Source organism: Bacillus sp. C30, assembly GCF_040838255.1.
In the GTDB taxonomy this organism is placed as follows: Bacteria; Bacillota; Bacilli; order Bacillales; family Bacillaceae_G; genus Bacillus_A; species Bacillus_A mycoides.
In genome coordinates this window covers 1-12,120 of sequence record NZ_JBFPJH010000092.1, presented here as the reverse complement: position 1 = coordinate 12,120, position 12,120 = coordinate 1, and the positions used below count along the sequence as shown (strand labels likewise).

Here is a 12,120-nt window from a genome sequence, read left to right as displayed (position 1 = left end):
TTCTATGGGTATTGAGAAAAACTTTCAGGAAAATGTGAATATTAATTGACAAATGAATATCATTTCTTTAGTATAGGTTGGGACGGATACTCTCTTATCCCGAGCTGGCGGAGGGACAGGCCCGATGAAGCCCAGCAACCTCACTTGTAGTGGTAAATACAGGTGAATAGGTGCTAAAACCTGTGCGAGGCTAACGGTCTCGAACGATAAGAGCAAAGGGCAAAAAGCAGTATGCAAGTAGCAAATTAAACCTTTCCTCTATGTTAAGTAGGAAAGGTTTTTCTGTATGCTTGTGTGGGAGAATAAATGTATGTCGCAGTTTGTGGCAAATTAAGGATGAGTTCCGTACAATATATACAATTACTGTAGGGAGGTTTACCACATGACAAAAAAACGTCATCTGTTCACATCTGAGTCTGTAACTGAAGGACATCCAGATAAAATTTGTGACCAAATTTCTGATTCAATTTTAGATGCGATCTTAGCAAAGGACGCAAATGCACGTGTAGCTTGTGAAACAACTGTAACAACTGGTTTAGTATTGGTAGCGGGGGAAATTACGACTTCTACTTACGTAGATATTCCAAAAATCGTTCGTGAAACAATTCAAGGCATTGGTTACACACGCGCAAAATACGGATTCGATGCAGAAACTTGTGCAGTTTTAACATCTATCGATGAGCAATCTGCTGACATCGCTATGGGTGTTGACCAAGCACTAGAAGCACGCGAAGGTCAAATGACTGACGCTGAGATTGAGGCAATTGGTGCGGGAGACCAAGGTTTAATGTTTGGCTTCGCATGTAATGAAACACAAGAATTAATGCCACTTCCAATCTCGCTTGCTCACAAATTAGCTCGTCGTTTAACTGAAGTACGTAAAGATGACACATTATCATACTTACGTCCGGATGGAAAAACGCAAGTTACAGTTGAGTATGATGAAAATGGTAAACCTGTACGTGTGGATACAATTGTAATTTCTACACAACATCATCCAGATGTTACGTGGGAAGAAATCGATCGCGATTTAAAAGAGCACGTAATTAAAGCTGTAGTTCCAGCAGAATTAATGGATGGAGAAACGAAATTCTTCATTAACCCAACTGGCCGCTTCGTAATTGGTGGACCACAAGGTGATGCTGGTTTAACAGGACGTAAAATTATCGTTGATACTTACGGTGGATACGCTCGCCATGGCGGTGGTGCATTCTCTGGTAAAGATGCAACGAAAGTTGACCGTTCTGCAGCATATGCAGCTCGTTATGTTGCGAAAAACATCGTAGCAGCTGGTCTTGCTGACAAAGCAGAAGTACAACTTGCATACGCAATTGGCGTAGCACAACCAGTATCAATTTCAGTTGATACATTAGGCACTGGTAAAGTATCTGAAGACGTATTAGTAGAACTAGTTCGTAACAACTTCGATCTTCGCCCAGCTGGTATTATTAAAATGCTAGACTTACGTCGCCCAATTTACAAACAAACAGCAGCTTACGGCCACTTCGGACGTACTGATGTAGATCTTACATGGGAACGTACAGACAAAGCAGCTACTTTAAAAGAGCAAGCTGGTCTATAATATATGAAAAAAAAGCTTTGCGCGTGTCGCAAAGCTTTTTTTATTTGGTTTTATCCCGCATTAACGGGCAGTAAGCCTCCCACCTCAAAATTCGGCTGTAAAGCAAAAAAGTTAGGTAGGAGGCTAACTGCCCGTAAAAGCCCGATTGGCTCAACTAATAATCAGTGGGGAAGAACAAAATCCCCACTGATTAAAGTTTCACTTTATTTACTACTTGAATGCAAGAACTACAATAAACTTCCCCGTCTAGCTCAATATACTTCTTCATATTTGTCATACCACTTGCCGGAACTGGCATATGAATCCACGCTTTTTCATACGTTTGTATTTCCTTTTCACATGATTTGCAAAGGTACGGAACATAGACGGTCACCCTTTCAGTTGACGCGCTTTTCCTGCGCAAAAAGCACTGCTCAGTAAAAATAGCGTTGCGAATATAATACTCACTAATGTGGCGTATGGAATTGCTCCTTTTAGAGAAAAACCGACAGTGATGGAAGCAACAAATAAGAGGATGAATGTTGTTGTTAATTTTTTGTATAGTTCCATAGTGAGTGAACCTCCAAATTATTTTGTAATTTAAAATGAAATCTACTATGTAGAAAATATAAGGGGATTTAAAGAGTAGCTAATGGTGTGTAGTCCAGGCGTATAAGAAAGTATATTTTCCTTTTTGTGGTCGTATATACTTATATTGTATCACGGTGCATCATTGGCTTCATACATAATTGTGTAAAGATATGTATGATAAAATGAAGAAAAGTCTTTAGGAAAGGAAAGATGAAAAATGAGCGTAACTGAACATAAAAAACAAGCTCCAAAAGAAGTGCGCTGCAAGATTGTAACGATTTCCGATACACGTACGGAAGAGACGGATAAGAGTGGTCAATTGTTACATGCATTATTAATAGAAGCAGGACATAAAGTGACCTCTTATGAAATTGTGAAAGATGATAAAGAGAGTATTCAGCAGGCTGTGTTAGCTGGTTATCATAGGGAAGATGTTGATGTCGTGTTAACGAATGGCGGAACTGGTATTACGAAACGTGATGTAACGATTGAGGCAGTTTCAGTGTTATTAGATAAAGAAATTGTTGGATTTGGTGAGTTGTTCCGTATGATTAGTTATTTAGAAGATATCGGAAGCGCTGCGATGTTAAGTCGAGCAATTGGCGGTACTATTGGAAGGAAAGTTGTCTTTTCGATGCCAGGATCTAGCGGAGCAGTTCGCCTTGCAATGAATAAATTAATTTTACCGGAATTAGGTCATATTACATTTGAGCTGCATCGCCAATGAGTAAGTGTGCTGGAATTGTATTAGCAGGAGGTATGTCGAGCCGATTCGGTGAGCCGAAAGCGTTAGTAGGCTGGAAAGAGAGTACTTTTATTGAGCATATTGTGCAAGTAATGGAAAGTATTTTGCAAGATGTTGTTGTTATTAGTCATACTGATATAAAAGAGCGAGTAGAGCAACTCGTACAAGTTCCTGTTATAGAAGATATTCCGCATTATAAAGGGAATGGACCACTTGCTGGAATCGTATCAGGAATGGAATATATAGAAGCAGATTGGTACGCTATTATGCCTTGCGATGCGCCAAATGTTTTGCAAGAATGGTTTACCATTTTACTAGAGCAAACGAGCAATGAATATGATGCGGTTGTACCTATTATTAATGGAAGAAAACAACCGTTACTTGCAGCGTATAATAACCGCGTGAAAGAAAAGATTTATGCTTTGCTTCAAGAAGAAAAAAGAAGTATGGGCCAGCTTTTATCACAATGTAATGTGAAATATATTGCTGGTGAAGATGTACAAGCGAATGTAGATTGGTTTATAAATGTGAATACGAAAGAAGAATATGTGCAGGCTCAAAAAGACCTTTCAAATGAATGAAAGGTTTTTTGATATACAGAAATTGGGGAACAATTGCTGTATAAAGGTATGTGAGTAAGTTGATTTTAAGAGGATTTCTTAAAATCACCATACAGTAAAAAATACTGTATAACCATATATTAATTTTTATGGGTTTTTATTACAAGTCTGTTTAGTTATGTATCTTTTTGTTATAATGAATATAGGAATAAAATGATATTTCACCTTATGTATCATTTATTAAACTAAAATTTATAACTGTGTAATAAACTCCCTTCGTTTTTTGGAAGGGAGTTTTTCTGTTTAAGCGAGTAACCCTGATGCAGTGTGCTGAAGGACTTCTTCATATTGGTCAAGTAAGCCACGAAAGATCTCATCCCAGCTTTTTGATTTAGCATAAGACGAAGTTGCTATGCCCATTTGCATAAGTTGATCTTCATTTTGCAATAAAGAATTGATGGAGGATAGGAAGGAATCTGTATCTTTTGGTGGACAAAGAATTCCCGTTTTTCCATCTGTAATAATATTTTTAACCCCGCCACTATTTGCTCCGATGACAGGTGTACCGCATGCAAATGATTCAAGTACGACATTTCCGAACGTTTCAGTAGCTGATGGAAATACCATCATATGAGAACAAGCATATGCTTCAGCTAAATCCGTGCCTTGTAAATATCCAGTAAAAGTGACATTTGTTTTCGGAACAGCTTCACGCAAATTTGTTGCTAGAGGCCCGTCTCCAGCGATGAGCCAATGAATATCGTCACGTTCTTTGTTTGTCGTTTGAATAAGTGTTTGAAGAGTATCGATATCTTTTTCAGGAGCAAGGCGCCCGACGTAGGAAAGAATATATTTCGCTGTAATATTATATTTTTTTCGGAATAGGTCTTTATTGTAAGTTGGATGAAAGAGAGTACAATCTACACCACGTCCCCAAATATAGAGCTGTTGAAATCCTTTTTTCTTTAATTGATGTAATGTTTCAGGAGAAGGAACAAAGTTTTTTTGCATATGACTATGAAACCACCTTAAATAGTTCCATAGCATATTGGAGAGAAATTCGATTTTGTAATAGCGTAAATAGGCGTCAAAATCAGTATGATAAGAACCGACAACTGGGATATTTAACTTTTTGGCATAATATAACCCACAAAGTCCCATATTGAAAGGCGTAGCGATGTGAATGATATCAGGTTTAAAGGCAAGAAGTTCCCGCTTAATGCGCGGAGTAGGAAAGGCAAAGCGACATTCTGGATATAATATTGTTAACGGGATACTTCTCATTTTGTTCACATTCGCTACGAAATTATCTTCTGCCGTATGCTGAGGGGCGAAAACAGAATAGGCGATATTTTCTTTTTGAAAATATTTAGTTAAACGTTCCAAAGTTTTCGCCACACCGTTGACTTGTGGTGTAAATGTATCGGTAAATATGGCGACTCTCATCATATCGCTCCTTTACATGAGTGGAATGAGTTGATAAAAAGAGATGATGCCAGAGCAAGTGCCAAGGCACATGCCTACAAATACATCTGACGGATAATGAAGCCCTAAATAAATACGGGAAATACCGACGCATAATGCTAACGGTAATAGAAAAGCAAGCAAGTTTGGATTATAGCAAATAAATGGAATGAGGACAGAGAAAACAGCGGTTGTATGTCCGGATGGAAAAGAATGATCTTTTAAAGGCTGTACTGGATATTTCGCATCTTGAATTGTTAAATAAGGACGTTTTCGTGGATACCATCTTTTTAATATTTGCACAGGAATATGGCTAATTGTCAAAGAAATAGCAGTTGCAATTGCAGCTTGATGCAAATTTCCTGTTGCGAAAATTAAAAAGAATAGGGTAAGTGCAATGGAAAAACTTGCACCACCGATATGGGTAATATTGCTGAAAAAGATGTTTAATGTTTTTTGATCAAAGTAGCGATTAATTCCTTTGAAGATGTAACATTCTATTTTATATAGTCCACTGACCTTCATGAGATTTTTCCTCCCTCATTTACATATATATGGAGTTATTAACTTCTATTTTAATAAGATTTTATTGAGGGGATAATAAGGTTTTGTAAAGAAAAAGTTAGATTTTTTCATAAAAAAAGCTGCCAGTCTTATGGCAGCGATAAAATCACTTTTGTAACGATTTATAATATTGTCCTTTTTCAACGTATTGTGTGCGGATACGTTCCATATCTTTACGGTCTTCTTCTGTTAATTCGCGAATGACCTTCGCAGGGCGACCGAAAGCTAACGTATTAGGAGGGATTTTCTTTCCTTGTGAAACGAGACTACCAGCACCGATGAAAGCTCCTTCACCAATTTCAGCGCCATCTAATATGATAGATCCCATTCCGATTAAAGCATCTTTTTTAATTTTGCAGCTATGTAAAATAACTTGATGCCCAACGGTAACGTCATCTTCTAAAATAAGAGGATACTGGGGGCTTTGGTGAAGTGTACATTGATCTTGTACATTTACTCTATTTCCAATTATCGTTGGTGATACATCACCGCGGATGACTGTATTAAACCAAATGCTAGATTCTTCGCCAATTGTCACATCGCCTGTAATGGTAACATAGTCAGCGATAAAAGCACTACTCGCAATTTTCGGATTTTTTTCTTTGTAAGGATATATCATGTAAAGCCTTCCTTTCCTAGAGACTAGTTTTAGTGTATCAAATTATGAAAAAGAGTGAAATGGGGGAGTTTCGTATGTGGAACTATGAAGCGGAGGAAGCGAAAGCCGTCATTATTATCGTACATGGTGCCATGGAATATCACGGGCGTTATGAAGCAGTTGCAGAAATGTGGAATCATATCGGTTATCACGTCGTTATGGGCGATCTTCCAGCACACGGAACCACTTCAAGAAATAGAGGACATATCGACTCATTTGATGAATACATAAAGGAAATAAAGTTATGGGTGAAAGAAGCAAGGAAATATAGATTGCCTATTTTTTTATTTGGTCATAGTATGGGAGGACTTGTCGTTATTCGTATGATGCAAGAAACGAAAAGAGAGGACATAGATGGGATTGTACTAAGCTCACCTTGTTTAGGAGTATTAGCTGCACCTTCCGCTTCGCTTCGTGCTGCTTCAAAAATATTAAATGTCGTTGCTCCAAAATTGCAATTTGCAACAAATCTCACTGTAGAAATGTCAACTCGTAATCATGAAGTGAGAGATGCGATGGAGAATGATTCATTGTTCTTGCGCAAAGTATCAGTACGTTGGTATAGTGAATTGATTAAGTCTATCGAAATTGCGCATAAAAAAATAGGCGATTTTCCAGACGTTCCACTCTTGCTAATGCAGGCTTGTGAGGATAAACTTGTAGATAAAACACGTGTCCGTACTTGGTTTGATAATGTTAAAATAAGTGATAAGGCTTTTAAAGAATGGCCGAATTGTTATCATGAGTTATTAAATGAGTATGAGCGTGATGAAATTTTGAATTATATTCAGTCATTTACTGAAATACGCATCAATAACATAATAGAAACAAATAAGTAAATTATTTGTACATTGAATAGAGGAGATGAAGGAAGAAGTGAACGTACCGAGTAATCCCATAACGCTCATGGCGAAAGTATACCGTGATGTGTTTCCGGTAGTACACCATGAGCTAGCGATGTGGAAAGAGCGTGCCTACCATATTCCGAATGACGAGCTTCATAGTCAGGCAATCGCAAGTATTGAGAATAAAACGTTTCATTGCGAGGGCGGTGGCATTTTAGCGCTACTAGCAAGTGAACACCGAGAGGAATGTATTCGTTTTATCGTAGCTTATCAAACGATTAGCGACTATTTAGATAATTTATGTGATCGTAGTACATCACTTGATCCGAAAGACTTTGCGGCTCTTCATGAGTCGATGGTAATGGCATTAAGCCCTGAAGTTGAAGGGGGCGGTAACTATTATCGTTATCGTGATGATCAAGATGATGGTGGTTATTTAGATGAGCTTGTTGAAACATGTCAGGATGTTTTAAAGAAAACGAAGCATTATGATAAAATTGCTCCAATTCTTCATGAACTTGCTTGTTATTATTGTGATTTGCAAATTCATAAACACGTGAAGTTAGAAGAAAGAGAACCACGCTTAAAAACATGGTTTGAAGCACATAAAGAAAACTTACCAGAGATGAGTTGGTTTGAATTTTCAGCATGTGCCGGTTCGACGCTTGGAATTTTCTGTCTTGTCGCATATGCATTTCATGATGAATTACATGATGAAGAAATTGCGAAAATTAGACAAGGGTATTTTCCATACGTACAAGGACTTCACATTTTACTTGATTATTTCATCGATCAAGAAGAAGACCGTATCGGCGGAGATTTGAATTTCTGTAGTTATTATGAAAACGAGCAAGCGATATTAGATCGTATGAAACATTTTGTAGAAGAAGCAGAGAAGAGCATTGGTGATTTACCTCATGCAAAGTTTCATCGTCTCATAAGCCGAGGGTTACTTGGTATTTATTTATCAGATCAAAAAGTATCAGCACAAAAGAATATGCACAAAATGGCACGGCGCATTGTAAAATACGGAGGGCTTACTTCACGATTCTTCTATTGGAACGGGAAGATGTACCGAAAGAAAATGGCGCAGTGATGAAGAAAACCACTCTTGTAGAGTGGTTTTTTTGTTATAATATGGTAAAGGTGGTGGTGAAATGAAGCAATTGTTTCGAAAGTTATATGACAATATTGAAGTAACATTGCTCGTCCTACTTTCCATTTCATTTGTAACTGGAATGTATATGATGATGAATAAAGCGGGTGGTCCTACTACAATGGATTATGTGGCTCAAATTATCATCGCATTGATTATCATATTAGATATTATCTTTTTAATAAGTAGTAGAAAAAAAGAAAATAGTAAATAAAAAGCATTTGTACACGGGAGTACAAATGCTTTTTATTATGATCGTATTTTTGCAAATACATATATGAGAAGTTCAATTGCGAAAATAACTAAAACAGATAGTCCGAATAAAGGCATGACAGCGCCTAGTATAACCATCATGATAAAGAAAACGATTATGCTTTTCTTATCTCTTTGCTTTGGCGGTGCTGCTAATTTTCCTTTTGGCTTTCTTGCTAACCACATTTTTATTCCGTAATAAATGAGAAGTAATAAAGATAATGTCGTTAGTAAGCATAATATTTTATTTGGCCATCCGAATAAATGTCCTTCGTGAAGCGGGATACCGTAAGTAAACCATTGTGCAAATAATCCATAATCACGATAGTCCGTTTTGGAAATAAGTTCTCCGCTATATTGATCAAAATAAGCTGTTATTTCTTCATTTGGTGCGACATGCATACCCGTAATACCGGAACCGCTTGATTTCGAAACGGTGAATACACCTTTCGGATTAGCCGGTAGTGAGATAACATATGGCTTCTTTATTTCAATTCCTTTTTGTAATTCATCGACAGAAATTGCTTTTGGCTCATTTGAATTCGATTCAGGAGGAGCTTCTTTTCTAGTTGCCCACGGTAATTCTTTTATCTTCGATTCAGGCGGTGCCATATACAATGTCGGATATCCAATCGATTCATTCGACGATGCGATTTTATAAATTTGGTTCCCCATAAATCCTGACCATGGTAACCCAGATGCGACTAACAAAACGAGTGGAATTGTAAATATAATACCGATAATAGAATGACGTCGTTTTGCTTTTTCTCGCTTAGTGGATGCGGGTGTGTTTTTGAATTGGCGTATACTCATATACAATCCAGTCACAATTAAAAAGATTGTCCAGCATGCTGCAAGTTCTACAATATAGTTGACGACAGTACCACCAACTAAAAGAGAACTATGTAATTCCCGCATTATATTGGCAAACGTTTCACTTGCGTTTTGATCTCCGACAATTTGATTATTGCTATCTAAGTACACATATTTTTGTTGCCCAGTATATTCATTTGCAATAGTAAGCCTCGTATTATAATCCCCATTAAACTCACTAATTTTCGCCACACTATAATGTGGATATTTTTTCTCTGTTAAGAAAAGCGAATCAGCCATCGAAATAGACTCTGTTTGGGCGCTCTTCCCAAAATATAAATCTTTATAGATGAAATCTTCAACTTCCTCACGAAATAAATACCCAATTCCGCTCAGTGACAAAGTAATAAGAAGCGGTGTAATAAAAAGCCCGGCATAAAAATGCCAACGCCAAAAAATATAATGAAGCGAACGATTTTGTTTCATACTTCAGTTCCCCTAACCTTCCCTATATGAATAAACTACTTATTTAATATAGCGAGATTAAGTGTGATTACTTTGAAAGAATTGTGAAAAAAGTTAAAAGTTTTGGTTGTTTTTATCAAACATAAAACACATTTTAAAAAGGATGTGTTCTATGTTTATGAAGACTTTTTTTTATTTGATGCATAGATCCTAACAACTGCTTTCGCAAGACATTGAGCGGAATCAACAAAGTCCTCACTCACCACCACATTCAAATCGGTACATGCGATAATAGCGGTATCTACTTCGTCTTTTAACTGTAAAACGAGCAGACTCCATAATTTACGAGCTTCCTCAATTTCTCCGCCTTTAATACAAGTAATAATTTGATTAATCATTTCTTGCCATTGTTCATTATGAATGTACTCTATATCACGTTTTGTAATTCCATCTTGGTAAATACTTGCTTGAACAGTCGCTTCTGTTGCAAGAAGAGCGACTCTTTTTGTATTTTCAGGAATTGCTTTTAACGTCTCATCGACTATATTCAAAATAGGAATGGTAATAGAACGCTGTAATTCCTCGAAATAAAGATGCGCTGTATTACATGGCATTGCGATGAAATCTACACCAGTACTTTCAAGTTTTTGCGCTCCTTCAATAATCGCTTTTTTCATCGCCGCATGATCAATAGGGCGATCCATATAAAACGGTGTTGGGCACGAATAAATCATCATATGAGGAAAGTTCATATCATGCTTTGCTCCATATATTGTTTGGCACTCTGCTACAACTGTATCGAAGAATGGTCCGGTTGATTTTGGACCCATTCCTGCTAGTATTCCAATCATTGTTTAGTCCCCTTTAATATGTAATCAAAAACGTTTTCTGCGAACGAGAAAAAGAAATAAAGTAAGTAATAAAAATGAATATACGATAGCCCAAGCTGTAAGCCATAGAGTATGAGTAAGTATATTATATTTGTATTGTCCAAGCATTATAAAGCTTTCGACAGGTGGTAAAAACCATAGTAACTCTTTTTTTAACCGGATTGAGGCAATCGTCATAAGTAATATAAATGTAAGACTAAGCCAAGCGGTGCTTGCTTTTTGAATAATATTTCTAATAAATAATGTTGCGATTGAAATTCCTAGTATAGATAAAGACATGTGAGCGAGAAATCCGACTAGAAATAAAGAAGCTGTCATTTTTTCATTAAACATTTGCAAAATAATTGGATAGATTACGGATATAAAAGATAAAACAGTACAAATAAGAAGAGCCGTAATATATTTACCAACGTATAATGCCGAAATATTATTTGTATGTGAAATAGTGATTTGTTCTTGTACAGGATCTTCAGTATGAAAAATTGTGACTGTAATCCAGGCAGATAATAAATAAAGTGCGAGTGCTGTTTCTAAGTATGTCGGTAAAATGGGAGTTGGTTTATATGTATATACAAAAAGTAAGCTTATGCAGTACATCGCAATAGGAGGAATGTACTTATACGATTTTGTGTAGTCGAGAAAATGGTAACGAATAAGCGCAAACATAATAAACCTTCTTTCGATTTAAAAATTAGGCTGTAGCAGTGTGATAGATGCTTTTTTATGTAATAAAAACTGAAGCATTTCGTTTGTATATTCCTTTTCGATTTGTAATTGAATGAGGTTTTGATTTGAATTGTGTGTAACTTGTATGAATCCTGATTGCTTTTGTAGTTCTATAGCTGAAAATGTTTCGTGAACAATTGCCTCAATATAGACCTGTTCTGTTGATTTTTGCACAGAGGTATCTTCCGCAAGCTAATGTCACAATTCTATCGGTGAAGTTTTCTAGTAGTTGTTTTTCGTGACATGTGAAGAGTATAGATATGCCTTGTTGTTTTAATGAGAGTAAAATATGCTCTAATTCTTGCTGAGAGTTAGGATCGAGCACAGAAAGAGGTTCATCTAGAATTAATAAATGGACGTCCGTAAGTAATGCTTGCATAATGCCTGTTTTTTGTTTCATACCTTTTGAAAAGTTTCGTACAACGTAATGCTTTGCATGATGTAGATGAAAAGATTCAAGGAGCATCGGAATTTTATTTCTTAAATATTTTGTTGATAAACCGTGAATGTGGCCGAGATGATATAAATAATCCTCTAATGTAAAACGAATTCCTTCAGGAAAATGTTCAGGGACATAACCGATTTGTATATGTTCTTTTCTTTGAAGTGTCCCTGCCGTAGGTGGAATAAAGCCTGCAATTATTTTGAGTAAAGTACTTTTTCCAGTCCCGTTCCCACCAATAATAGCGAGTGCTTCTCCTTCTGGAATGGATAAATCGATGTTGTCTAGTATAAGTGATTTGCCATATTTCTTTTGAATTCCCTTTAGTTCTACTAGCAAAGTTCTATCCTTCTTTCTTCAAATATTGTATACATCCATTATATAGGAG

14 protein-coding genes, 1 pseudogene and 1 riboswitch are annotated in these 12,120 nt (G+C 36.6%); of the genes and pseudogenes, 6 read left to right on the top strand and 9 right to left on the bottom strand.

What is annotated here, in order from left to right; genetic code table 11:
• The first annotated feature begins 91 nt into the window (after positions 1–91).
• A riboswitch (SAM riboswitch) is annotated at positions 92–213 on the top strand.
• Between the two features lie 169 nt (positions 214–382).
• Positions 383–1,582 (top strand): methionine adenosyltransferase, encoded by a 1,200-nt coding sequence (gene metK / locus AB3X49_RS11310; RefSeq protein WP_002015707.1) that lies wholly within the window; start codon positions 383–385, stop codon positions 1,580–1,582.
• A 190-nt stretch (positions 1,583–1,772) separates the two neighbouring features.
• Here the strand turns inward: metK and AB3X49_RS11305 are convergent, their stop codons facing one another.
• Entirely contained in the window at positions 1,773–1,955 is a 183-nt protein-coding gene (locus AB3X49_RS11305; protein WP_367962107.1) for a hypothetical protein, read from the bottom strand.
• Positions 1,952–2,131: a hypothetical protein gene (locus AB3X49_RS11300; RefSeq protein WP_002067722.1), complete on the bottom strand. Its 180-nt coding sequence runs from the start codon at positions 2,129–2,131 to the stop codon at positions 1,952–1,954. The genes AB3X49_RS11305 and AB3X49_RS11300 overlap by 4 nt, the downstream gene beginning before the upstream one ends.
• 238 nt (positions 2,132–2,369) lie before the next feature.
• Between AB3X49_RS11300 and AB3X49_RS11295 the strand changes: the two genes are divergently transcribed.
• The gene (locus tag AB3X49_RS11295) at positions 2,370–2,879 is read left to right on the top strand and encodes a MogA/MoaB family molybdenum cofactor biosynthesis protein (RefSeq protein WP_002138739.1); all 510 of its coding nucleotides are present in this window, start codon (positions 2,370–2,372) and stop codon (positions 2,877–2,879) included.
• Positions 2,876–3,478, top strand: a complete 603-nt coding sequence (locus tag AB3X49_RS11290; protein WP_367962104.1) for a molybdenum cofactor guanylyltransferase — start codon at positions 2,876–2,878, stop codon at positions 3,476–3,478. Before AB3X49_RS11295 ends, AB3X49_RS11290 begins: the two co-directional genes overlap by 4 nt.
• Positions 3,479–3,760: 282 nt before the next feature.
• On the opposite strand, the gene AB3X49_RS11285 is transcribed toward AB3X49_RS11290, so the two are convergent.
• The 3 genes from AB3X49_RS11285 to AB3X49_RS11275 form a co-directional block, all read right to left on the bottom strand.
• On the bottom strand, positions 3,761–4,903 hold the full coding sequence (locus tag AB3X49_RS11285; RefSeq protein WP_367962101.1) for a glycosyltransferase family 4 protein: 1,143 nt from the start codon (positions 4,901–4,903) through the stop codon (positions 3,761–3,763).
• Positions 4,904–4,915: 12 nt separating this feature from the next.
• Positions 4,916–5,446 (bottom strand): phosphatase PAP2 family protein, encoded by a 531-nt coding sequence (locus AB3X49_RS11280; protein ID WP_002167520.1) that lies wholly within the window; start codon positions 5,444–5,446, stop codon positions 4,916–4,918.
• Positions 5,447–5,591: 145 nt separating this feature from the next.
• Positions 5,592–6,104, bottom strand: coding sequence for a gamma carbonic anhydrase (locus AB3X49_RS11275; protein ID WP_367962098.1), 513 nt, complete (start codon positions 6,102–6,104; stop codon positions 5,592–5,594).
• A 74-nt stretch (positions 6,105–6,178) separates the two neighbouring features.
• Between AB3X49_RS11275 and AB3X49_RS11270 the strand changes: the two genes are divergently transcribed.
• The 3 genes from AB3X49_RS11270 (at position 6,179) to AB3X49_RS11260 (ending at position 8,358) form a co-directional block, all read left to right on the top strand.
• A complete protein-coding gene (locus AB3X49_RS11270) occupies positions 6,179–6,982 on the top strand; it encodes an alpha/beta hydrolase (protein ID WP_367962096.1) in 804 nt (267 codons plus the stop codon).
• Positions 6,983–7,019: 37 nt separating this feature from the next.
• Positions 7,020–8,084 (top strand): tetraprenyl-beta-curcumene synthase, encoded by a 1,065-nt coding sequence (gene tbcS, locus AB3X49_RS11265; protein ID WP_367962094.1) that lies wholly within the window; start codon positions 7,020–7,022, stop codon positions 8,082–8,084.
• Between the two features lie 61 nt (positions 8,085–8,145).
• Complete coding sequence (locus AB3X49_RS11260; RefSeq protein ID WP_137051060.1) at positions 8,146–8,358, top strand: hypothetical protein; 213 nt, start codon at positions 8,146–8,148, stop codon at positions 8,356–8,358.
• 35 nt (positions 8,359–8,393) lie between these two features.
• Here the strand turns inward: AB3X49_RS11260 and AB3X49_RS11255 are convergent, their stop codons facing one another.
• From AB3X49_RS11255 to AB3X49_RS11240, 4 genes and pseudogenes are all read right to left on the bottom strand, one after another.
• Positions 8,394–9,695, bottom strand: coding sequence for a PepSY-associated TM helix domain-containing protein (locus AB3X49_RS11255; protein WP_367962092.1), 1,302 nt, complete (start codon positions 9,693–9,695; stop codon positions 8,394–8,396).
• A gap of 155 nt (positions 9,696–9,850) precedes the next feature.
• Positions 9,851–10,525: an aspartate/glutamate racemase family protein gene (locus AB3X49_RS11250; RefSeq protein WP_367962090.1), complete on the bottom strand. Its 675-nt coding sequence runs from the start codon at positions 10,523–10,525 to the stop codon at positions 9,851–9,853.
• A 24-nt stretch (positions 10,526–10,549) separates the two neighbouring features.
• On the bottom strand, positions 10,550–11,230 hold the full coding sequence (locus tag AB3X49_RS11245; RefSeq protein ID WP_367962088.1) for an ABC transporter permease: 681 nt from the start codon (positions 11,228–11,230) through the stop codon (positions 10,550–10,552).
• Positions 11,231–11,248: 18 nt separating this feature from the next.
• Positions 11,249–12,071, bottom strand: a pseudogene (locus AB3X49_RS11240) (ABC transporter ATP-binding protein).
• Between the last annotated feature and the right edge of the window lie 49 nt (positions 12,072–12,120).

Coding starts and splice junctions, on each gene's coding strand:
- AB3X49_RS11275 (WP_367962098.1), bottom strand. CDS start 6,104: ATGATATATCCTTACAAAGAAAAAAATCCGAAAATTGCGAGTAGTGCT.
- AB3X49_RS11290 (WP_367962104.1), top strand. CDS start 2,876: ATGAGTAAGTGTGCTGGAATTGTATTAGCAGGAGGTATGTCGAGCCGA.
- AB3X49_RS11270 (WP_367962096.1), top strand. CDS start 6,179: ATGTGGAACTATGAAGCGGAGGAAGCGAAAGCCGTCATTATTATCGTA.
- AB3X49_RS11285 (WP_367962101.1), bottom strand. CDS start 4,903: ATGAGAGTCGCCATATTTACCGATACATTTACACCACAAGTCAACGGT.
- AB3X49_RS11295 (WP_002138739.1), top strand. CDS start 2,370: ATGAGCGTAACTGAACATAAAAAACAAGCTCCAAAAGAAGTGCGCTGC.
- AB3X49_RS11260 (WP_137051060.1), top strand. CDS start 8,146: ATGAAGCAATTGTTTCGAAAGTTATATGACAATATTGAAGTAACATTG.
- AB3X49_RS11250 (WP_367962090.1), bottom strand. CDS start 10,525: ATGATTGGAATACTAGCAGGAATGGGTCCAAAATCAACCGGACCATTC.
- AB3X49_RS11245 (WP_367962088.1), bottom strand. CDS start 11,230: ATGTTTGCGCTTATTCGTTACCATTTTCTCGACTACACAAAATCGTAT.
- AB3X49_RS11255 (WP_367962092.1), bottom strand. CDS start 9,695: ATGAAACAAAATCGTTCGCTTCATTATATTTTTTGGCGTTGGCATTTT.
- AB3X49_RS11300 (WP_002067722.1), bottom strand. CDS start 2,131: ATGGAACTATACAAAAAATTAACAACAACATTCATCCTCTTATTTGTT.
- AB3X49_RS11280 (WP_002167520.1), bottom strand. CDS start 5,446: ATGAAGGTCAGTGGACTATATAAAATAGAATGTTACATCTTCAAAGGA.
- metK (WP_002015707.1), top strand. CDS start 383: ATGACAAAAAAACGTCATCTGTTCACATCTGAGTCTGTAACTGAAGGA.